The organism is Arthrobacter alpinus, assembly GCF_001294625.1.
GTDB lineage: Bacteria > Actinomycetota > Actinomycetes > Actinomycetales > Micrococcaceae > Specibacter > Specibacter alpinus_A.
In genome coordinates this window covers 2,027,084-2,048,977 of the sequence record NZ_CP012677.1, presented here as the reverse complement: position 1 = coordinate 2,048,977, position 21,894 = coordinate 2,027,084, and the positions used below count along the sequence as shown (strand labels likewise).

Here is a 21,894-nt window from a genome sequence, read left to right as displayed (position 1 = left end):
GGGGCGGACATGACAGGGATTTCTTTCACGGCCATCGACTTTGAAACGGCCAACAACTACCGCGCCTCGGCCTGCGCTGTGGGACTGACCAAGGTCAGCGCCGGCAAGGTGGTGGAGCAGACCGCCTGGCTGATGAAGCCGCTTCCCGGATACGACGAGTTTTCCGCCGTCAATGTTGGCATTCACGGCATCACCGCAGCCCAGGTTCGCGGCATGCCGGACTGGCGCAGCATGTACGGGCCCATGATGGACTTCATCGGTGCCGACGTCCTGGTAGGCCACAACGTCAGCTTTGAACGCTCCGTCATCTCCAAGGCCAATGAGGTGTGCGGGCTCCCCATGCCCGATCTGGATTTCCACTGCACCTTGACGCTGGCACGCAAGCACCTAGATCTTGCACGCTACACGCTCTCCGACGTGGTGGGCGCGTTGCAACTTCCGGCGTTCAACCACCACGACGCCGGTGATGACGCCCGTGCCAGCGCGCTGATAGCTATTGAGCTGGCACGGCGAAGCGGTGCGGCCACCCTCGAAGCCCTGTGGCCAGCGCCGGCCCGTAAGGTGAGCTCCGGGCAACCCAATTACTACTCATCGGGCTACACCCGTCGCCTGGCGGATCTCCCCGCGGCCAACACGGCGGCGAACCCTTACGGGCCGCTCTTTGGCCAGACGATTGTCTTTAGCGGTGATCTGGCTGCCATGCCGCGTGCAAAGGCCCAGGACGCCGCCGCGGCCAAAGGCGCTGTCATTGCCAACAGCACCACCAAGAAAGTCACCATGGTGGTGTGCGCAGAACTGGGGTTGGTCAACGGCCCGCTCAGCTCCAAGGTCAAACGGGCCCATGAGCTCGCTGCCGCGGGCCAGGACATCCAAGTCATTGGCGAGGCGGCGTTCTTGAGGTTGATGGCGTTCAAATAGCCACGGGCAGCCCGGTCCAGGTGCCCCATCATGGCCATCGCAAGACATCCGCGGTGTAAGCGTGCTGCTCAAGAACTCCCTGAGCGATGCCAGTGCTTGAATGTCGGAGCCTGTCCGTAAGGTAACGGCCATGAAGACTTTAGTGGAACGCGTCGTGGTTCGTACGACGCCGGCAGGCCAGCCAGTTGTGGTGGAACGGGCCGGGCGGGAGTGGTTGGTTGCGGAAGAGCCGGTGCGCTGGTTTGAGCGCATCAACTGGTGGGAAGGGCAAGCGGCGCGGATGCCCAAGGGCCATGGTCGTGTGGATGTTGAGGTGTGGCGGGTGCAGGCCCGGCTTGGGCGGAATTCGCGTAGCGACCTGGCCACTTTGGAGCTGGAGCGCGATCCAACCGAAGGAAGCTGGCGCCTGCGGGTGGAGAGTGCCTCAGGAGGCGGACCCATGATCCCAGCAAGGTCCAGATAAAGTTGAAGGCTCCTCGCCACAGCTATTGGGGGACGCTGTGGGGAGGAGCCAGTGATAAAAATATATCCGTTGCGGCCACCAGATGCAAACTGACACACCCGATTTCATGATGCGAGGCGTGGTCTTGACCTGATGCGAGGCGTGGTCTTGACCTGAAAGCTAACTTAACGTGAACGACCCTCCGCTGTGACTATTGGGGGACGTCACAGCGGAGGATCTGTTATTAAACATACACGGCCAAAGAGGTTGCCCGCAACATGGGACGTTCTACATAACGGATTGAACAGTAGGATGGAGACTGTTCACTGCAATGGACTCGTTTTTTTTGCGGTGGAACACCAGGCTCATGGCATTCCGTGGCCGCAGCCCTTCAGTGTCGAGGAAAGTACGTGAGCGAGATCCAACTCAAGACCCAGAAGCGCGGTGACGCGAGGGTGAATGCAACGCCAGCTCCTGCGGTGACCCGTGCCGCAGCCGTGCTTGACGCCCTCGCTGCGTCCGTCACAGGGAGGCTCACGCTCAGCGACCTGGCCCGCGAGCTGGGTATCCCCAAGTCTTCGACATCAAACCTTTTGCAGGCACTTGAGGATGCGGACTTGATCAGCCGGCTCGGCTCCGACTATGCGCTAGGTGTGAAACTGGTTGAATTGGGTGCGGCTTATTTGAGCCGCAGGGATGAGGTTCGGGAGTTCCACCGCTTCTGCGAACGAGCTCCTTTACTTAAGGGCGAAACGGTTCGCATTGCCATGCTCGACGGTGACAACGTCATCTACTTGGCCCGCTACGAGGGGCATCCCGCGGTAACGCTGACCTCCAATATTGGTGACAAGATGCCGGTGTCACTCTGCGCGGTAGGGAAGGCACTGGTTGCCCAGCTCCACGATCATGACCTTGAACAGCTCTTTCCAGATGAGGCAGTGCTGCCCGTCATGACTGCCAGGTCGCTGAGGACCGGCCGTGAGTTCAAGGCCGAACTTGCGCAGATTCGCGCTAAGGGCTATGCCTTCGAGGATGAGGAGTCAACCCTGGGGGTGGTGAGCCTGGGTGTTGCCGTCCCCACGCGCGGCTCGCATGGCCCACGCCTGGCCGTATCCGTGACTGCATTGAAGGCGACATTCTCCCAGGAGCAGCGCCAAGCCATGGTGCAGGAGCTGTCCGATCTGACAAAAATGCTGGGAAATCCCATGGGGTAGTGACGTAGGAGATGTTTTCCCTTTGGCTTAGCCTGTCCCCGGCCCCGGACCCGCTGATCCGGAACAGTTTCGCCGGGCCACCCTGGCCAGCTCCGTTGGCTCCGCGCTCGAATAGTACGATTTCTACATCTAGGGCCTGGCAAGTGCGCTCATCTTTAGGCCGTTTTTTTTTGCACCGTTGGGTACCTCCGGTGCCGTGATCGCATCCTTCGCCACCATCCTCGCGGTGCTGGGGCTGGCCGATCCAGAGATCTTGACCGGCTGGTTGTGGCGTGTTTGAGGGCGACAAGTTCCTCGGGCGCGTAGGTCTGCTCATCGCCTTCGGCTCCATGCACCGCTTGGTGTTTAAGGGGTGAGGGGCGACGGCGGCCTGCCGCCTTGCGCGTGGGAGTTGCCAGCCGTCGTCGTACTCTGTGCATCCCATGAAGAAGGGGAGTCCCGTCGCGGAGACTCCCCTTCTGGCCGTCTGTTTAGTAAAAGTGGACCGGATCCACCGTGTGTAGCAAGGGCTCCTGCGCCTGGAACCGCTTGAGATTCTCTATAAACCGCTCCGCGATGAGGCGGTTCTCGGTGGCACTCAGCGCCGAAGTGTGAGGGGAGACCATGACCCGCGGGTGCTGCCACAGCGGGCTCGTATCCGGCAGCGGCTCCACTGCGAAGACGTCGAGGCAGGCGTAGGAAAGCTGGCCGTTGTTTAACGCTTCCAGCAGGGCGTCCTCGTCCACCACGGTGCCACGGCCCACGTTGACCAGGATCGTGCCGGGCTTCATGGCGTTGAAGACTACCGCGTTGATCATCTTTTCCGTGTTGGGGGTGCCGGGCAGGGTGTTGATGAGGACGTCGGCCGTTGCCAGAAGGCCCGGTAGGCCGGCGGTGTCGGTGACTGTGTCGATGCCTTCGATGGCTTCCACTTTTCGCTTGGTGCCGCTGACATTCATGCCCAGGGCTCGGGCCAGGCGTGCGGTTTCCAAGCCGATTTCGCCCAGGCCCGTGATGACAACGCGGGAGCCGCTGGCAAGGCGGGTGGGCTTGCGGAGCTCGGGCCAGTTCCTGGCGTCCTGATCGGCGGCCAGCTCGGGGGTGCGTTTGAGACCGTTCAGTGCGCCCATCATGGCAAATTCAGCCAGCGGCAGGGCATGGATTCCGGCCGAACTGGTGACCGTGATACGGGCAAGGTCGTCGGCTGAGAGATTGGCGGCCTTGACGGTACCGCCTGCTCCCGCAGTCATGGCCTGGATCCACTGCAGCTTCCCACTCGATGCAATGCTGGCCAGCCCAGCCGGGCTTTCATTCGGGAACCCGTAGAGGATATCCGCGTTGCGCAGCATCTCCCAGTAGCGGGCCTCCTTCTCCGGGGTGCGTTGAAAAGAGGGGTCCCCGCCGTGGTCCGCCGGGAAGCGCTCGGGAGGTAAAAGCTCGGACTCGTACAGGACGGTGACGGCCGGGTTGGCGGCCCTGATGGCTTGAACGAGCTCGGCCTCGAGCGGGACGGCAATCGCGACAGTGAGATTATTTCGGGTCATGATGTTCATCATACTGAATTGTGGATAGAATACTGAACAAACTCGATGAGAAGCCTCGCACAAGACCTAGCTACAAAGTTGTGAGGAGTGGTACGCAAGGATCCAAGCCGCATCATCGCCTCAAGGCGCCTGCCTAACGGTCAGATTCACCGGTCTGCGCCGTAGGGGCGCCCCATGGCGGCCAATCTGCTGTGGGGAAGCTGGCGATTGACGCTCTGGAACCGATCCGCGGGAGCCCTGGGGTCTCACGCCAGCCTCCGTTGCGCCCATACTCCAACAATGACGTGCCCTCCCGCCGCAGCCAGGGAACGCCGCGGTGATCGATGCGCCGCGCGGTGCTGATGTGCTGCTGGGCGTCCCGGATGAACAGGCGGTTGCCGCAGCGGGGGCCGATGGTGTCATTGAGTCATCGGGGAACCACTTCGGTCTGGCATCGGTCATCAACGGTGCTCTTCATGGCGGCCGCGTGGTCACGGGGGGGATACTCCCAGCCATTAAGCAACCGGTTGTATCTGTTTGGCGGTCAAGTAGGAACTTAAGCTGGTGGGCTCTTACCGCTTCAATGATGAAATAGTCGAGGTTATTGCGGTACTTGCTGACGGCTCATTATTTGTGGACCCTTTCATAACGCACGAATATGCACTCCACGATGGCTTGGTGGCCTTCGAGAAGGCCAGGAACTCAGCCGATTCGGGGAAAGTTCTACCCTATTTCGACGTCCAAGGATACCCTTTGGCATTCGGTTGCCATGAATTGTGACTGTGTGGTATTCGGCGCTGCATCCAAATCATGGAAGCGGCTGGGGAACTAGCGTCATCACCGATAAGCTGTAGGAAACTGTTCATTTCACTCTGGAGGTAGTATGTCTGCACAAATTGGCTCTGCACAGATAGGTGTCACCGGCCTTGCCGTCATGGGCGCCAACCTGGCCCGCAACCTGGCCCGCAACGGATACACCGTTGCCCTGCACAACCGCTCGGTTGCCAAGACTGATGCACTTCTTGATGCCCACGGCACCGAAGGCGACTTCGTACGCACGGAAACTCTCGCCGAGCTCGTCGAGTCTCTGGAGAAGCCGCGCCGCGTGCTCATCATGGTCAAGGCCGGCGGCCCGGTCGACTCCGTGATCGATGCGCTGGTTCCGCTCATGGAACCCGGCGACATCATCATCGACGGCGGCAACTCGAACTTCCAGGACACCCGCCGCCGCGAAGCTGACCTGGCCAAGAAGGACCTCCACTTCGTCGGCGTCGGAGTCTCCGGTGGCGAAGAAGGTGCGCTGCTGGGCCCGTCCATCATGCCCGGCGGTTCCAAGGAGTCCTACGACGCGCTGGGCCCCCTGCTGGAAAAGATTTCTGCCAAGGTCGACGGTGCGCCCTGCTGTGCCTGGATTGGCACCGACGGTGCGGGGCACTTCGTCAAGATGGTTCACAACGGCATCGAGTACGCCGACATGCAGGTTATTGGTGAAGCTTACGACCTGCTGCGCAGTGCCGCGGGCATCGAGCCGGCCGCGCAGTCGGAGATCTTCGCGAAGTGGAACGAAGGCCAGCTGGCCTCCTTCCTGATCGAAATCACCGCTGAAGTTCTTGGCCACGTTGATGCCAAGACCGGCAAGCCGCTCGTTGACGTCATTGTCGACTCGGCCGGCCAGAAGGGCACGGGCCGTTGGACGGTCCAGTCCGGCCTGGACCTGGGTTCGCCCATCTCAGCCATCGCCGAGTCCGTATTCGCCCGCGGCCTCTCCAGCCAGCGCGACCAGCGTGCCATCGCCCAGGGAGTCCTGGCCGGCCACGAGGTCGCCGTGGAACTGGGCGCCGACTTCGTTGAAGATGTCCGCCAGGCGCTTTACGCGTCCAAGCTCATCAGCTACGCCCAGGGCATCGACATGCTCCAGTCCGCAGCTATCGAGTACAACTGGGACCTGAAGCTTGATGAGATCGCCTCGCTGTGGCGCGGCGGCTGCATCATCCGCGCCGAGCTGCTCAAGGACATCACCAAGGCCTACGCCGCCGCAGAGAAGCCCGCAAACCTGCTGTTCGCCCCGGCTTTCGCCGCGGAAATCGCCGAGGTTCTGCCGGCATGGCGCCGCGTGGTCTCCACTGCTGTGCAGCTGGGCATCCCGGTTCCGGTGTTCTCCTCCTCACTGGCGTACTACGACGGACTGCGCCGGCCGCGCCTGCCCGCCGCCCTGACACAGGGCCTTCGCGACCTCTTCGGCGCCCACACGTACAACCGTGTGGACGTTGAGGGCACCTTCCACACGCAGTGGAGCGGGGACAAGACCGAGATCTCCGCGGTCGACACGCACTAGCCGTTCTTAAAACTGTGACGCAGTAGATGCATCTACTGCGTCACAGTTCTTTAGAAGCCGCTCAGATCCACATGGCCGGGTCGATGTACTCCGCGGGGTCCACTGCCGGTGCCATCTCCTTGCGGGCGTCCCGGTGCCGGATCGTGGCCGGGATGCCTGTGAGGATGGACTTGGCCGGGGCGTCCTTGACCACCACGGCGTTGGCTCCCACCGCGGAATCATCGCCAATGTAGATAGGGCCCAGGACCTTCGCTCCGGCCCCGATAGTGACCCGGTTGCCGATGGTGGGGTGGCGCTTGACCTTGGCGAGGGAACGCCCGCCCAGGGTGACGCCGTGGTAGATCATGACGTCGTCGCCAATCTCGCTGGTCTCGCCGATAACAACACCCATGCCATGGTCAATGAAAAAACGCCTACCAATGGTGGCTCCGGGGTGGATCTCAATGCCGGTGGCAAATCGGGTCAGTTGGGACAGTACCCGGGCGGGGAAGCGTAGCCCGGGATTGGCCCACAGGTGGTGGGTCAGCCGGTGCACCCAGATGGCGTGCAGGCCGGAGTATACAAAAAAGTTCTCGAAGGAACCTCGAGCCGCCGGGTCATGCGACCGGGCGGCTTCAAGGTCCTCACGCAACCTGGCAAAGAATCGCACTAACGTCCTTCAATAAATGTAACCGAGCAGCTGCTGTCAGCCGCGGATGTCGTCGTAAAGGACAGTTGAAATGTAGCGTTCGCCGAAGTCGGGGACCACGGCCACGATCAGCTTACCGGCGTTCTCAACACGTTTGGCCAGCTCAAGGGCCGCCCACACGGCTGCGCCGGCGGAAATACCGCCGAGGATGCCTTCCTGGTTGCCCAGGGCGCGGGCGACCGCCACCGAATCCTCCAGCGTTGCGTCAAGGACTTCGTCGTAGATTCCCTGGTCAAGAATTTCCGGAATGAAGTTCGCTCCCAGGCCCTGGATCTTGTGGGGGCCCGGTGCGCCACCATTGAGAATGGCCGAGTCGATGGGCTCCACAGCCACAACCTTCACGCCGGGCTTGAGCGCCTTCAGAAGCTGGCCGGCGCCGGTGATGGTGCCGCCGGTTCCCACCCCGGCGACCAGGATGTCAACGGCGCCGTCGGTGTCGTCCCAGATCTCCTGGCCCGTGGTTGCGTAGTGGATGGCCGAGTTGGCCGGGTTGGCGAACTGCTGGGCCCAAATGGCGTTCTCCGTGGTGGCCACAATCTCCTTGGCCTTCTCCACGGCGCCACGCATCCCCTCGGACCCGGGGGTCAGGACAATGTCGGCCCCATAGGCGCGCAGCATGACCCGGCGTTCAGTGGACATGGTTTCCGGCATGGTCAAGATGACCTTGTAGCCACGGGCAGCGCCCACCATGGCCAGCGCGATGCCGGTATTGCCGGAGGTGCCCTCCACAATGGTCCCGCCCGGCTTGAGCTCGCCGGACTTCTCAGCGGCATCAATGATGGCAACACCAATGCGGTCCTTGACGCTGTTGGCCGGGTTGTAGAATTCGAGCTTCACGGCAACAGTGGCTTTGAGGCCTTCCGTTAACCGGTTGAGGCGCACCAGCGGGGTTCCGCCAACCAGCTGCGTGACGTTGTCATATATATGTCCCATGGATAATCCTGCTCTCACGATAAGTGGGGTTGAACCCCGTAGCGCCTTGCCTCAGTGATGTACTTATGCGCCAGCGTAACCAGCTTGTCCGAACGGTTCTACGCCGTAAGCCACCGAGCGTAATGTTTTCGCACTTTGGCAATCTTGGGGTTGATAATGACCTGGCAATACCCCACCTCGGGCCGCTGCGCGTAAAAGTCTTGGTGGTAGTACTCTGCCTCATAAATCACTCCCAGCGGCGCCACTTCGGTCACAATGGGGTCGGCCCACAGCGGCTGGTTGCGCACAATCGCGGCCCTGAACGCCGCCTCCTCGTCCACATTGCTGTAGAACATCGATGACCTGTATTGGGTTCCGGTGTCGTAGCCCTGCCGGTTGAGGGTGGTGGGGTCGTGCTGGATGAAGAACATGTCCAAAATGACGTCTTCGGGTATCACGGCCTCGTCAAATGTCACCGACACCACCTCGGCGTGACCGGTGGTACCGGAGCAAATGGCGTCGTAGCTGGGGTTTGCTATCCTGCCGCCCGTATACCCGGACACCACCGAGTGCACCCCCTTCGTCATCTGATACACAGCATCCAAACACCAGAAACAACCGCCACCCAGTACAAAAGTCTTCATACTTATATCTAAGTCATTGACGGGCTGGTTGATTCCCGCACCTTCTCCAGCCCGCCCGACGGCTAAGCTAGAAATATGAGCAAGGAACCCATGAACCCCGTGCACGACGGCGGTCACCTGGCAGGTGCCCACGGCCCCGAGGCTGCGGGGAGCGCAAATGCACCCGATGAGCCACTGCCGGGAGAGCAGTTCCTCGTAGCCGAGGAGGGGCCCTTGGATAGTGACCTGGCCAACGCTCCGGAGGAAATTCGGGAAACTTTTGCACCGGCGTCGTCCCCTTCCCTCAGCCTGGCCGATCCGCCTACGCAGGAGCAGCAAGGCCAGGACTTGAACACACCCATGCTTTCAGAGGTCCTGCTCGCTGCCGAGGAATTGTGGCCGGACTCGCTCGCCGAGGACTGGGACAGGGTAGGGCTGGTGGTGGGCCGTCCGGACGCTGACGTTGAGCGGATCATGTTCGCCGTGGATCCCACCCTTGAGGTTATCGAGGAAGCCCTGGAGTGGGGGGCAAAGCTACTGATCACCCACCACCCGCTTCTACTCAAGGGCGTGAACTCCGTCGCCGCAACTAGTGGGAAGGGCCAGGCGGTGCACCGCCTGATCGAGGGCGGCTGCGCCTTGCTGACGGTACACACCAACGGCGACAGTGCCGTGGGCGGCGTATCCGACGTGCTGGCGGACGCACTAGGCCTGGAAGAGGTGATGCCGCTTATGCCAGCCGCGCACGGGCTCGTCGAGGAAGGTATCGGCCGGGTGGGTCTGCTGGCCGGCGCCCTCACCCTGGGTGAGCTGGCTGCACGGATCTTCCTGACGCTTCCGGCAGTTGCCGGGGGAGTGCGCGTCGCCGGGGACCGCGATGCTCTGGTTCACAAGGTGGCGGTCTGTGGAGGCGCGGGCGACTCCTTGTTTGACGCCGTCCGGGCCAGCGACGCCGACGTCTATGTCACAGCGGACTTACGCCACCATCCCGCGCTGGAAGCCAGGGAAGCGAGCCTCGACGGACGTCCGTACCTCATTGATTTATCTCACTTTGCCAGTGAATGGTTGTGGCTGCCGGAGGCCGCCCATGCGTTGGGTAACGTTTTGGCCGACCAAGGCTTCGTGGCGGAATTGGCTGTCAGCCAAACCAACACCGATCCCTGGGATTTCATTTTGACGCCCGGCAACTAGGCTGGCATCAGCGACTCATGTTCATCACGTCCATCATCGAATTCCAGCAGGAGAAACCACATGGCTAAGGCAGCACCGAGCGAACAAATGCGTCTCCTGGACCTTCAAGTCCTTGACAGCAAGCTGCGTGCTTTGGACGTCCAGGCCAAGGGGCTCAAGGACGATCCCAGGCTTCCGGACCTTCATGCCGGTGTCACGGTCGCCAAGAGCGATCTGGTGGTGCTGGACACCGCGGTCAGCGATGCCGCCCGCAAGCTCACCAAGGCCGAGGACGACGTCGCCCAGGTTGCCGCACGCATTGCCAAGGATGAGGCCAAGCTCAACAGTGGCACGGGACTGTCCAAGGACCTGATGGCATTGCAAAGCGACATTGAATCCCTCACCAAGCGCCGCGGCGAACTGGAGGATGTGGAACTGGAGCTGATGGAAAGTTCCGATGAGGCCAGCTCCCGCCAAGCCGCCCAACAGGCATTAGTGGCGCAGATGCAGACGGTTTTGGATGAGGTTGTTTCAGAGATTCGTGGCAAGCTCGGGGCCCTGCGGATGGAGCGCGACGCCACGGCGCAAGAGCGTGCCGAACTGGCCGCCACCTTCGACCCGGCGTTGCTGGCCGCCTACGACCGCACGCTGAACAAGTACGGTGTGGGAGCTGCCCGCCTGTTCCACGGGACCTCCGAGGGATCGGGGATGCAATTGAGCCCGGGCGATCTGGCGGACCTGAAAAACGCCGCCGAGGACGATGTAGTGTTCTGCCCGGACTCCGGTGCCATCTTGGTGCGCTCGTCCGAGTGGGGCTAGTACCGACGGGCCGGCTGCACCACCTCGAACTCTGGGTACAGGACTACTCCCGCGCGAAGCTGAGCCTTGGATGGCTGCTCGAGCGTTGCGGCTATGTCCTTGAATCTGAGTGGGCACACGGCGGCAGCTGGCAGGGTGCCGGTGAGTACATCGTGCTGGAAGCCGGCCCTGCCGTTGCCGGGTCGCACGAACGTCGCCGGGCGGGCCTGAACCACCTGGCCCTGGTGGCCGGTCCGCCGTCGAACGTGGAGGCTTTGGCGGCAGAGGCGCTACATCACGGCTGGACGCTGATGTTTGTGGACAAGCATCCCCACGCTGGCGGCGCGGAGCACTACGGCGCCTATATGGAAAATGCCGACGGCTTCGAGGTTGAGCTCGTCGCCGTCTAAGCCGCACAAGGCTGGCAGTATTCAAAAGGCCTAGAACACCCACCCCATTCACATGGATCCACGGTGGGGACCTGAGTCTATGGTTCGGTGCCTGGCGAATCCGTAGTGTCAATTCCATGATTGAAGACATTGCGCCGACTGATCGGCCACGCAAGAACCGCGGAAAAGTTGTCGCTGCGGTTGCCACGGTCTCACTGCTGGGGGTTTGTGCAGCCGCCGGCTTGGCCTATGCCGTGGATTGGCCTGCCAAGGGCGGCTCGAGCGCATCGCTGGCGGAGCTGCGACCATCGGCGACCGCAGAACAGGCCTACGCGCTCTCACTGCCCGTGCTCGAGTCTTGGCTCGAGGAGGACTTCAAAAATTCTTGGATCGTCGTTTCAAGCACGTTGGAGCATGCCGCACGCGCCCTCGATGCCGCGGCGGACCAGCCCGCAGACTATGCGGTCTGGGCACCACGTTTCGAACGCGTCGTTTCACTCGCAGATGCCGTGGCCAAGGGTGACAAGGCGGCCGCGAAGGCCGCCCTTGAGCCGCTGCTCGCGGAGGAGCCGGGCCCCTATGCCGACACAGCTGTCGATCCCACGCTGTCCGTGGCCCCCTACGCCGACGCCGAGGCGTCGCTGGTAAAGCTTGACGCGGCAATCGCCGCACAGGAACGCGGCGCCGCCCGCAAGGCTGTGGCAGACACGGCCGCAGCCCTTGCCGAAGTAGCGCTGACGGCGCAGGTCGAGCTATCTGCCGACTCGGCACCGGAAGTGCTGGAACGGCTGCTGCCCGCATTCCACGCAATAGATGACGTCCATGATGCGGTGCTGCATGGCCACGCGAGCGATGCGGAGGCCGCAGTGACCAAGCTGCACAGCGAGCTGGCTGCCTTCCGCAGCTGGCAGCTGAGCCTGTCCCCGTAGGCTTTCCGCCCCATCCGCCTGGTAATTGCACATTCCCCTGATGACAGCTAGGAAGCCCCCCTATGAGTGATACGAACACTTTCCGATACCGCAGCCGCCGGTGTGCCGCTGCCGTTAGCGCCCTGGCCGTCGCGGTAGTGCTGCTAGTAGGCAGCCCCACCGCGGCCCTTGCCGAGGATGTTGTGGCCACACCGTCACCGGCACCCTCCATTGTCGCGCCGGCCCCGGCCCCGAGCGAGCCAGTGCCGACCCCGGCTCCGGCTCCGAGCGAGCCGGCTCCGGTTCCTGCCCCGGCCCCGGATGACCCCGCTGACGGGATGCCCAGCCCACCGAAGGTGCTGCCGCGTACGGTGCAAACAGTCGCACGCAATGCGGTGGCGACGCAGTCAACCAGCTTGGTGCTGCACTATGAGTTCAACACGGGCATGCAACCGTCCAACCCGCAGCTGAGCTACGATGGGAAACCCGGAAAACAGGGTCTGGACCTGTCTAGCAATGGTGTGCACGTCCTTCGGTGGGACTACAAAATGACGGAAGACGGCAACCACACTGTGGTCGTCACGGCCGCGCTCATCGACACCGGCACCTTGACTGACTATTCGGTGAAGTACACCTCCAAGGTGAACCGCACAGGCGGTTCCATTGCCGTGCGCACCGACTGCGCTGTCCTCTACAAGGGCGGCGTGATTGACCTCGATTCGGAGTCGCCTTACAGCTGTTCGGGCGGCTCGATCCAGACCTACTCCGGGGTGGCGGTGGTGCTCAACGAAGCCGGCCCCAATTCCTGGGCGGACATCACCGGGACCGTCCGCGTCAGCAATGCCGATGACAGTGCGCCGAGGATATCCCTGGCCAACGGGATCTTCGGAACGGCTAACCAGAGCCACCGGATCATCATGAACAACAGGGAATGGTACCCCTTCGACGCCAAGGGTGTGCCGGTGCAGGCCCCGAAATACGCCACCATTTCTAATGGGGAATCCCTGACCTGGTCCGCATCGACGCTGAACTCGCCGTACAAGCAAGCAGAGCCGAACACTCACGGGCAAGCCTATTTTGTCTATGAGATCATGCTCGACGGCGTTTCCAGCGGCTACTGGTTGAAAGGGTTCGCCGAGAACTACAAGTGGACATCGCGGAGGTATCCGAGCGCAAGCTGTGAGATCTATGCCGGAGACCCCAACAACGCAGGAAAGCAGATGGCCGGTGTCACACCTTTCACCTGCGAGCCGACCGGAATGACCAAGCCAACTTCCGCTGCGGCTTCCGATACAACTTTCGTCGTGCAGATGGCTTCGGTGGATGCGCTGAATGGCCAGGTCGAGGCAGATTCGCGCGGAATTAATGAGGCTTGTGGTCGCGCCGACGGCAGCTGCCTCATCACCCGTGGCAAGGTGGAGCGCATCACCGAGGCCCCGGCGACGGATCTCGGGGGATCCATGTCGCTCACTAACAACGGCGACCATGAAATGGACTTCGACTACGGCTTCACCATTTCCAGAGAAGTCACCAACAATTTTGAACAAATGTTCGGCGTCAAGACAAAAGCGAAGGCAACCGGGGGCTTCGCGGGCAATGAGGTAGAGACCAGCATCGAGATCAGTTCGGAAACAACGTTCGGCTTCGAAATGTCGAACGGGTTCGAAGTGAAACAAGAAGGCAGTTCGAAGGTTGCGCCGTGGTCGACGGGCGCCTTCTACTACGTAGAGGCCTACGATCGGTACGCCGCTGACGTGTATTTCCTGGGCGAGGGCAACAGCTGGTACCGGGCCACCGGCGGGGCGTTCAAAGTACCGGTGAAACAGCCGGACCAAAAAAGGGACGCGTTGGGACCGCTCGTGCCACCAGCAGCGGCGGGCGTCGTTCCTGGCGGCCTCAGCTACAAGTGCACCTGGAATGAGGAGTCCGCCGACAACGTATTCGGTGAGCTCGTCTCCGGCTGGAACACCGGCCACCAAATTCACGTGGAGGACCGCACTATCAGCGCTTATGTTGAGAAACTCAAGGGCTGCAGCGTGCCGGCCAGTTGGAGCCAGCTCCAAGAATCTGCGTTCAAGGGAAAGTTGGGAAAGGTGAAATGGCAGGTCCTTCAGGAGTACCTCGCCGAACTTGAGGACTAGGCACCACGGAGCAATGAGCACAAGTGGCCCCATGACAGCACGATTGACCCAGGTCCAAGCAGCCGCTCCTGCGCGTGGCATGGACCTGGGTCTATGGTGCGGTGACGCCGTACAGGCGAGGCTTATTGGGGCACCAAGGCGCCCGGAAGGCAGAACAGCATGAAAAATCGCGCCCACATAACCCGCACGGCAGCATTGCTGGCCACTGTTGCGCTGCTCGCTGGCTGCGGTGGCACCCCAATATCACCCGGCGAGGCCTCCCCCGCCGGGGGCAAATCGACGTTGGCCAGCAGTAGCGCAACCGCAGCCTGTGTAGCCGACCCGGGTGCCGTCGTCGCGCGTCTTCTCGACCCATCGGCCCGTCAGGCACTCACCGGTGGGCTGGTTCAGACCCTTGACGATGCCGCCCGCCAGAGCTTTGCCGACGCCGCTAGCGAGGGGGCCGTTGTCGCGGTGCGCAGCCCCGAGGGCACCTGGCAAAAGGCGTACGGGCTCGGAGATCCCGCTGCTAAAACACCCATGAGCGAAGACGCGTACCAGCGCATCGGCTCTGTCACCAAGACTTTCACGGGAACCGTGGTTCAACAGCTGGCGCAGGACGGTCAGCTGAAACTCGATGACCCGATTGCCAGCTACGCCCCCGAGGTGCCCAACGGAGAGGCCATCACCGTGCGCATGCTCTTGAATATGACCAGCGGCCTTGCCAGCTACACCCGGGATGAGAACTTCATGCAGGAACTGTTCAGCGATCCAACCAAGGCTTGGACGCCGGAGCAGTTGCTCACTACCGGCCTTGCCCTGCCACCGCTGTTCGCGCCGGGAGAGAAGTTTAACTATTCCAATACGAACTTCATCCTGCTGGGCAAAGTCGTGGAAAAAGTGACACACAAACCTTTTGCACGGGTTTTGGATGAGCTGGTCCTGACGCCGCTGGGCCTGGCTGGCACCTCCATGCCCGGCGGCAGCGATCCTTACCCCGCCCCTCATGCCCAGGGCTTCACCTTGCAAGGCACAGCCGACGCTGTCACAACGCTGGTGAACACCACCAGCTGGAACCCCACCTGGGCCTGGACCGCCGGTCAGATGGTGTCCACGGCGGAGGACCTCCTGGACTACGGGCGAGCACTGGGAACCGGGCAGGGGCTACTCGGCACTGAGAGTCAAATTCAGCGTCTAATGTCCTTCCCTGAAACAGGCGGTTACGGACTCGCTGTGGGCTGCATTGACGGCTGGGTGGGACACACCGGTGAGCTGCCCGGCTACAACACCTCCGTTTTCTATGATACAAACACCGACACCACTGTCGTGGTGGCGGCGAATAGTGACATCCCCTCCGGCTCGTGCACCGATTCAAAAACGCTTCCTGAGACCTCACCGACACTTCCGTGCATGGACCCCGCCACCCGTATTTTCAAGGCGGTGTCCATCGCCTTGGGTCACGAGTTCACGCCGCCGCCCAAACGATGATGCCCGCCCGCACCGCGTCATGCGGCCGTCAAACACCTGTGACTCCGGCAACGAGCCGGTAGATTGGATTCCATGGCCCAGAAGGCACCGCGATTAAAGCTTGCCAGGTCCCTTGACCGTTCCCTCGTCGTCATCTTTGTGGCCGGTTTTTCCTTGGCTGCCATGGAAGGGTTCCTGCTGCCCGTAGCTGGTCCGATGGGCCATGTGATGGTGCTCTTTCCTGTTGTTACGGTGGTCTATCTGCTGGCCGGGTTGCGGGCGTGGCACCGGCGCCCGGGAAACCGGCTGGGTGCCCTGATCCTGCTTGGTGGATTTGCTGTCTTCTTGAACGGGATGAGCAACAGCGACATACCGGTCTTCGTGGCCGCGTCCACGATCGGTTCCACCCTCATCCTGGCTGTCATTGTCCATATGCTGCACGCCTTTCCTTCAGGCCGGCTTAAAGGCCGGCTGTCAAAGGTCACCGTGCTCGCCGCCTATACAAACTCGCTCCTGCTTCAGGTTCCGAGCTATATCTTCCGTACCAACAGCGATGTGCCCTTCCTGGCCCTTGCCGAGAGCCCTCTCATAGTGGGTCTTGCGCGGTGGCTGCAGCTATGGGCTGGGGCAGTGGTCATGTTGGCCACGGCCGTGGTCCTCATGAGTCGTCTGGTTGAGGCAGACGCTGGACAACGCCGGGTCCTGCTGCCCTTGTTCGCCTATGGCACCTTTGCCGTGATCTTTGTTCCACTGGTCGCCCAAGTGCTGAGTCCCCTGCTGGGCCTGAGCATGGATGTAAGGGCAGCGCTGCAGCTGATAGTCATTGGTGGAATCCCGCTTGCCTTCGGGCACGGAATTCTCCGGGGTGGATTTGCCAAGACTGGTGAGCTGGAGGAATTGGGGTCCTGGCTGGGCGCCTCCGGGGGAGCCCGGTCCGCCTTGGCCGCTGCCCTGGCGCGTGCCCTTGGCGACCCCACAGCAACCCTGTCCTTTTGGCTCCCAAGGCAAGGAATCTTCGTCAACGAGGACGGTTCGCCGGCCCCGCTCCTGTCCCCGGGGGCCAATCGGGGGCAGGAGGACATTGTCCTGGGCAGCAGGAAGGTGGGGGCCATTGCGTACGATACGACTGTTGTTGAGGAACCTGCACTGGTCCGTGCCGCCGGGCAGGTGGTGGCCATCGCCGTGGACCGGGAACGGTTGACAGTGGAGTTGCGGGAAAGCTATGGAGCCTTGCAGCGCTCCCGCGAACGGCTCGTGGACGCCGCGGACCGGGAGCGCCGGCGGATCGCCCGGGATCTTCACGACGGGCTGCAAATGCAACTGGTCCTGCTTGCCCTGGAAGCTGCGCACCTGGCCAAGTCGTCAGGTGCTGATGCCGACGCTGCGCAGCGGGCCACACGCCTGAGGCAGGGTATAGATTCCGCTGCGGCGGAGCTGCGGGCGCTGGTGCACGCCGTGATGCCCGCGGCCCTCATCGAGCGGGGCCTGGCCGCGGCGGCAGAGGACCTGACCGACAGGATGCCCATCCCCACCATGCTGGAACTCAACCTCGACGGCGGCCCTCTCACCTCCGCCGTCGAACGCACCGCCTACTTTGTTCTCGCCGAGGCCCTCAGCAACGCCCTGAAGCACGCGAAGGCCTCCCGGATCCAGGTGCGGCTGGTGGCCAAAGACGGGTGGCTGCGCCTGGAAGTGCACGACGACGGCCAAGGCGGGGCCGATTTCAACGCAGGCACGGGGCTGCGTGGGATAGCGGACCGGGTGGACGTCCTGGGCGGTTTCCTTGAGCTTGCCAGCACGCCTGGCGACGGCACGCTGATCAAGGTGGAGCTGCCATGCGCGTAGTCATTGGTGAGGATGAGGCACTGCTGCGCCACGGCCTGCAACTGGTCCTGGAAGGGGGCGGTTTTGAGGTGGTGGCCGCAGCCGGCGACGCCGTGGAACTGGAACTCGCAGTGAGTTTACACCTTCCGGAGTTAGTCATAACCGACATTCGCATGCCGCCGAGCCACAGCGATGAGGGCCTGCTGGCGGCACTGCGCATCAGGGAAAAATACCCTGAGACGGCCGTTGTGGTGCTGTCCCAACACATGCAAAGGCGCTACGCCAAGGAACTTTTGTCCTCCTCCAACGGCAAGGTGGGCTACCTGCTCAAGCAGCGCATCGCCGACGTTGACACGTTTCTGGGCCAGCTGAGGGAAGTCGCCGGCGGCGGCATGGCCCTTGACCAGGATGTCGTGGCACTCATGATGGCACGCGCCAAACAGTCCAATGGGGCTATCCGCGAGCTGACGCCGCGGCAGCAGGAAGTGCTGGCCCTGATGGCCGAGGGCCACAGCAATTCCCGGATCGCCGCCGAGCTGTTCCTCAGCGAAAAGGCGGTGGTGCAGCACACCTCACGCATTTATGATTCCCTGAACCTGTTTCTGGACGGTGACTCGCACCGCAGGGTCCTGGCGGTCATGCACTACCTCAGCGAAAGCTGACACCGCGGCCCCGCCCGTGCCGGCCCAGTGGCGACCTAGGTCCATTCCGTGCCCGCCACTGCCGCATTAGCATCGTTGAGGGGGCAGTTCGCCGGCACGGCCGATCCGGGCGGCCCCGGCTGACGAACCCACGATGAAGGCAGGACACGCATGCGAGATTTCAGACGGGCCGAGGGGGCCGGGCGGCGGGCCACGTGCGGCGTTGCATTCGCTCTTATTACTGTGCTGGCGCTGGCCGGATGTTCGACACCCACGGCAGAAAAGACTGATGAAACCCCGTCACCATCAACGTTGGTGGATGCAGGACTGGCCGAGCAGGTGCGGGCCATCGTCGCAGCGCAGATGGGCACCAGGCATTTGCGGTCGGTGATTGTACGGGTCACGAAAGCCGGGGAGCCGGTGCTGACGGAAGCGTTCGGAGAATCCATGCCGGGCGTGCCGGCCACCACGGACATGAATTTCCGCAACGGCGCCGTCGCGATCTCCTACATGGCAACTGCCCTGCTGCAACTGGTGGACGAGAAGAAAGTGTCCCTGACGGACAAGCTCTCCTCCTGGCTGCCGGACGTGCCGAACAGCGACAAGGTGACCTTGGAACAGCTGGTCCAGATGACCTCCGGTTATGAGGACTATGTGCCGGATGAGCAGTTTCAAAAGGAGTTCTATGCGGACCCTTTCCGGGCGTGGACCCCGGATGAGCTGCAGGCCTTTGGCACATCCAAGCCGCTGATCTACACTCCAGGCACCAACTGGAACTATGCCCACACCAACTACATCCTGCTGGGGCTGGCCCTGGAAAAGATTGCCGGGATGCCGTTGGATGGGCTCCTACAACAAAAAATCCTGACACCGCTGGGCCTCACAGGCACCCGAAATTCGCCTACACCGCAGATTCCGGAGCCTGTTCTGCACGCGTACACGGGTGAGCGCAAAGCGGCACTAGGGGTGCCCGCTGCAGCGCGGTTCATGGAGGATAGTAGCTTTTGGAACCCGTCGTGGACTCTGGCCCGTGGCGCCGTGCAAACCACCACCATCACCGACATGACGACGTCGGCCGATGCGATTGGTTCCGGCTCGCTCCTTACTGCACAATCCCATACTGCCCAAATTGCCACCACGCTTCGGGGCAAGACGACGAAGGTTCCCGGATGTGCGAACTGCACGGAAATGGGTGTGGGCTTCAGCTACGGGCTGGGCGTGGTTCTCAGCGGCAACTGGGTGCTGCAAAATCCCATGTTTGCAGGCTACTCGGCGGTGGAGGCCTCGCTGCCGTCGCAGAAGCTCGCCATAGCCGTGGCCGTGACCTACACCGAAGCCGCCTTTGACGGTCCCGGCGATGTCCCCAACCAAGCCCTGGAACTGTTTAAGATCATTGGTGCGGCGGTGGCGCCTACGGACGCACCGCCACTGAGCTGGTGAACACTGAGCCGGTGAACACGCGGCGTGTGCCGGATCAGCCCGCCAGGATGATGTTCAGGGCGTGGGCCTTGCGGGCGGTCCCGGCCACCAGCTCCACGTCCCATTTTTCACCGGCGGCCGTGGCCAGTTGCTCGGGTGTTTGGGGGGCGTTGCCGCGGCGGGTGAGCAGGTGCCGGGCAAGCTCCCCGCGGGTGTGCTTGGCGAAGTGCGACACTACCTTGCGGGTGCCGTCGCGCTCGGTGAACACGTTGACGGCCACGGTGCGCCCGGGATCCGGAACCCAGGCGGCCGCGTAGGTGCTTGAGCGGCAGTCCACCAGCAGGTGGCCGGCGGCGTGGGCGGCCAGCGCCTCGGCCAGGCGGGGCTTCCAGTAACTGGCCAATTTACCCAGGCCCGGCAGCCCCACCGACATGGACAGCCTGTATGCCGGGATCCTGTCCGCGAATCCCACGGCGCCCCACAATCCCGAGACCACCACGACGGCGTCGTCGGCCTTGCGCTTTTGGGTGGGGGTCAGTGTGTTGTAACCCAGCGCGTCGTAGAGGACTCCGGTGTAAATGGTGTGCGCCGGTGCTGCTGGTTCCAAATCCAGCAGAGTGTTGCGGTGGACTTCCTTGGCCAGCGACGCGCCCACCCCTAGTCGCGCTAGGGCGTCCTCGTGTGCGGACACTGCGGCCAGGGCCTGGGCCACCGACTGCCGGGCCGCAGTCAACTCTGGAAAGTGCAGCCCGTTCAGGTCCACAGGGGGCGCCGGAGCCGGCGGGGGTCTTGCCTTCAGAAGGCGGCAGCAGAATCAACACCGTTCGAGCCTATCGTTTCGCAGGTCAGCCAAAGTCCATGCGAGAGCACCCGCGACGGGAGGTAGACCGGTCTAGTGAAAACGGTCACTGAACTCGCTGGTCGATGAGGCGCGCAGCCTAAAATGGTCTTAGCCTCAACCAAGGGTGTTTTGGGCTAGAAAAGGTACTTGACGTGACACTGAACAGTGACGCCGCGCTGGAGACATGGATCCAACGCGAAACCATGGCGGAGACAATGATTCCGCTGATCGGCCGCCTCTACCGCGAAAATAACGTGATCACCAACATTCACGGACGCTCGCTCATCAACCAGTCTGTTATCAGCCTCTTGAAGGCTCACCGTTTTGCGCGGCAAATCGACGATGTGGAGCTCCCCCTCGAGGCGACGCTGCCGCTGCTCCAGGCCCTGGTCACCTTGCAGCTGGGGGCCGCCTCACTGGATCTGGCCCGCCTCAACGCAAGCTTCAAGGCCTCCGGTGAGGAAGACCTGGACGCGTTCCTGCGCACCGAACTGGAAAGCATCGTGAACCGTTGCGGCGCAGACGAACGCACCAGCACCGACGTCGTCCTCTACGGCTTCGGACGCATTGGGCGCCTGCTGGCCCGCATCCTGATTGAACACTCCGGCGGCGGCCACGGCCTGCGTCTGCGCGCCATCGTGGTGCGCAAGGGCGGCGACGCCGATCTTACCAAGCGGGCAAGCCTGTTGCGCCGCGACTCCGTCCACGGCCCCTTCAACGGCACCATCACTGTTGACGAGCAGAACAACGTCATCTTGGCCAATGGCACGGCCATCCAGGTGATTTACTCGGAGAACCCCGCCACGATCGACTACACCGCGTACGGCATCCAGGACGCGCTGGTGGTGGACAACACTGGCCGTTGGCGCGACGAGGAAGGCCTCTCCGCCCACCTGCGCAGCAAGGGCGCGTCCCGGGTGTTGCTGACCGCCCCGGGCAAGGGAGCGCTAAAGAACATTGTGCACGGCATCAACCATGGCACCATCACCGACGAGGACTTGATCGTCACGGCCGCCTCCTGCACCACCAACGCCATCACCCCGGTCTTGAAGGTGCTCAATGACAAGTACGGAATCGTGCACGGCCACGTCGAGACGGTGCATTCCTTCACCAATGACCAGAACCTGACCGACAACTTCCACAAGGGCGACCGTCGAGGCCGTTCGGCGGCCCTGAACATGGTCCTGACCGAAACTGGTGCCGCGAAGGCCGTCGCCAAGGCGCTGCCCGAGCTTGAAGGCAAACTCAGCGGCAATTCCATTCGGGTCCCCACACCCAACGTGTCCATGGCAATCCTGAACCTGACGTTGGAGCACGGTACCACCAAAAATGAGGTCAACAGCTACCTGCGGGACATGTCGCTGAACTCGGGGCTGCGCAAGCAGATCGACTTCATCGACTCACCCGAGGTGGTCTCCAGCGACTTTGTGGGCTCCCGCCGTGCAGGCATCGTGGACGGCCTGGCCACCATCAGCACGGATAAGCATTTGGTGCTGTACGTCTGGTACGACAACGAATTTGGTTACAGCTGCCAGGTGGTCCGTGTCATGGAGGAAATGGGCCGGCGTCCACCCGCGCGCGTTCCCCATGCTGGACGAAGGCAGCGTGCCCGCCGGTCTGCCCAGCGCCGCCGCAGTCTAGGGACGGCCGCGTACGGTGCGGTTCCGGCGTCGGACATTAGCG

Annotated in this window: 17 protein-coding genes and 3 pseudogenes; 15 read left to right on the top strand and 5 right to left on the bottom strand. The window is 62.5% G+C overall.

Going from position 1 to position 21,894, the window contains the following annotated elements; genetic code table 11:
* Positions 1-9 precede the first annotated feature (9 nt).
* The 4 genes and pseudogenes from AOC05_RS09180 to AOC05_RS20125 all read left to right on the top strand — a co-directional run.
* A complete protein-coding gene (locus AOC05_RS09180; protein WP_062006965.1) occupies positions 10-918 on the top strand; it encodes an exonuclease domain-containing protein in 909 nt (302 codons plus the stop codon).
* Positions 919-1,048: 130 nt separating this feature from the next.
* Entirely contained in the window at positions 1,049-1,381 is a 333-nt protein-coding gene (locus AOC05_RS09175; protein ID WP_230085276.1) for a hypothetical protein, read from the top strand.
* A gap of 398 nt (positions 1,382-1,779) precedes the next feature.
* Positions 1,780-2,574, top strand: a complete 795-nt coding sequence (locus tag AOC05_RS09170; protein ID WP_062009573.1) for an IclR family transcriptional regulator — start codon at positions 1,780-1,782, stop codon at positions 2,572-2,574.
* Positions 2,575-2,656: 82 nt separating this feature from the next.
* Positions 2,657-2,791, top strand: a pseudogene (locus AOC05_RS20125) (MFS transporter); the annotation flags it as partial.
* Positions 2,792-3,044: 253 nt separating this feature from the next.
* Here the strand turns inward: AOC05_RS20125 and AOC05_RS09165 are convergent.
* The gene (locus AOC05_RS09165; RefSeq protein WP_062006963.1) at positions 3,045-4,109 is read right to left on the bottom strand and encodes a D-2-hydroxyacid dehydrogenase; all 1,065 of its coding nucleotides are present in this window, start codon (positions 4,107-4,109) and stop codon (positions 3,045-3,047) included.
* 850 nt (positions 4,110-4,959) lie between these two features.
* On the opposite strand from AOC05_RS09165, the gene gndA reads away from it, so the two are divergent.
* Positions 4,960-6,411, top strand: coding sequence for an NADP-dependent phosphogluconate dehydrogenase (gene gndA / locus AOC05_RS09155; protein ID WP_062006961.1), 1,452 nt, complete (start codon positions 4,960-4,962; stop codon positions 6,409-6,411).
* Positions 6,412-6,472: 61 nt separating this feature from the next.
* Here the strand turns inward: gndA and epsC are convergent, their stop codons facing one another.
* From epsC to msrA, 3 genes are all read right to left on the bottom strand, one after another.
* Positions 6,473-7,060, bottom strand: a complete 588-nt coding sequence (gene epsC / locus AOC05_RS09150; protein ID WP_062006960.1) for a serine O-acetyltransferase EpsC — start codon at positions 7,058-7,060, stop codon at positions 6,473-6,475.
* Between the two features lie 36 nt (positions 7,061-7,096).
* Positions 7,097-8,032: a cysteine synthase A gene (gene cysK / locus AOC05_RS09145; RefSeq protein ID WP_062006959.1), complete on the bottom strand. Its 936-nt coding sequence runs from the start codon at positions 8,030-8,032 to the stop codon at positions 7,097-7,099.
* A gap of 98 nt (positions 8,033-8,130) precedes the next feature.
* Entirely contained in the window at positions 8,131-8,655 is a 525-nt protein-coding gene (msrA, locus tag AOC05_RS09140) for a peptide-methionine (S)-S-oxide reductase MsrA (protein ID WP_062006958.1), read from the bottom strand.
* 339 nt (positions 8,656-8,994) lie between these two features.
* Here msrA and AOC05_RS09135 point away from each other — a divergent pair, with 339 nt between their 5' ends.
* The 9 genes from AOC05_RS09135 (at position 8,995) to AOC05_RS09095 (ending at position 19,391) form a co-directional block, all read left to right on the top strand.
* Positions 8,995-9,825, top strand: coding sequence for a Nif3-like dinuclear metal center hexameric protein (locus AOC05_RS09135; RefSeq protein WP_230085681.1), 831 nt, complete (start codon positions 8,995-8,997; stop codon positions 9,823-9,825).
* Between the two features lie 60 nt (positions 9,826-9,885).
* A complete protein-coding gene (locus tag AOC05_RS09130) occupies positions 9,886-10,623 on the top strand; it encodes a zinc ribbon domain-containing protein (RefSeq protein WP_062006957.1) in 738 nt (245 codons plus the stop codon).
* A complete protein-coding gene (locus AOC05_RS09125) occupies positions 10,614-11,012 on the top strand; it encodes a VOC family protein (RefSeq protein WP_062006956.1) in 399 nt (132 codons plus the stop codon). The genes AOC05_RS09130 and AOC05_RS09125 overlap by 10 nt, the downstream gene beginning before the upstream one ends.
* Before the next feature lie 116 nt (positions 11,013-11,128).
* Positions 11,129-11,920 carry a hypothetical protein gene (locus tag AOC05_RS09120; protein ID WP_062006955.1) on the top strand — a complete coding sequence of 264 codons (792 nt, stop codon included), beginning with the start codon at positions 11,129-11,131 and terminating at the stop codon, positions 11,918-11,920.
* Between the two features lie 527 nt (positions 11,921-12,447).
* The gene (locus AOC05_RS19420; protein WP_157374952.1) at positions 12,448-14,040 is read left to right on the top strand and encodes a hypothetical protein; all 1,593 of its coding nucleotides are present in this window, start codon (positions 12,448-12,450) and stop codon (positions 14,038-14,040) included.
* Between the two features lie 159 nt (positions 14,041-14,199).
* Entirely contained in the window at positions 14,200-15,507 is a 1,308-nt protein-coding gene (locus AOC05_RS09110; protein ID WP_082357880.1) for a serine hydrolase domain-containing protein, read from the top strand.
* 72 nt (positions 15,508-15,579) lie between these two features.
* Complete coding sequence (locus AOC05_RS09105) at positions 15,580-17,331, top strand: sensor histidine kinase (protein ID WP_062006953.1); 1,752 nt, start codon at positions 15,580-15,582, stop codon at positions 17,329-17,331.
* Complete coding sequence (locus AOC05_RS09100; RefSeq protein ID WP_062006952.1) at positions 17,322-17,972, top strand: response regulator transcription factor; 651 nt, start codon at positions 17,322-17,324, stop codon at positions 17,970-17,972. Before AOC05_RS09105 ends, AOC05_RS09100 begins: the two co-directional genes overlap by 10 nt.
* Positions 17,973-18,122: 150 nt before the next feature.
* Positions 18,123-19,391 carry a serine hydrolase domain-containing protein gene (locus tag AOC05_RS09095; RefSeq protein ID WP_082357879.1) on the top strand — a complete coding sequence of 423 codons (1,269 nt, stop codon included), beginning with the start codon at positions 18,123-18,125 and terminating at the stop codon, positions 19,389-19,391.
* Between the two features lie 34 nt (positions 19,392-19,425).
* On the opposite strand, the pseudogene AOC05_RS09090 reads toward AOC05_RS09095, so the two are convergent.
* Positions 19,426-20,191, bottom strand: a pseudogene (locus AOC05_RS09090) (YaaA family protein).
* Positions 20,192-20,414: 223 nt separating this feature from the next.
* Here AOC05_RS09090 and AOC05_RS09085 point away from each other — a divergent pair.
* A pseudogene (locus tag AOC05_RS09085) lies at positions 20,415-21,852 on the top strand (glyceraldehyde-3-phosphate dehydrogenase).
* The last annotated feature ends 42 nt before the right edge of the window (positions 21,853-21,894 follow it).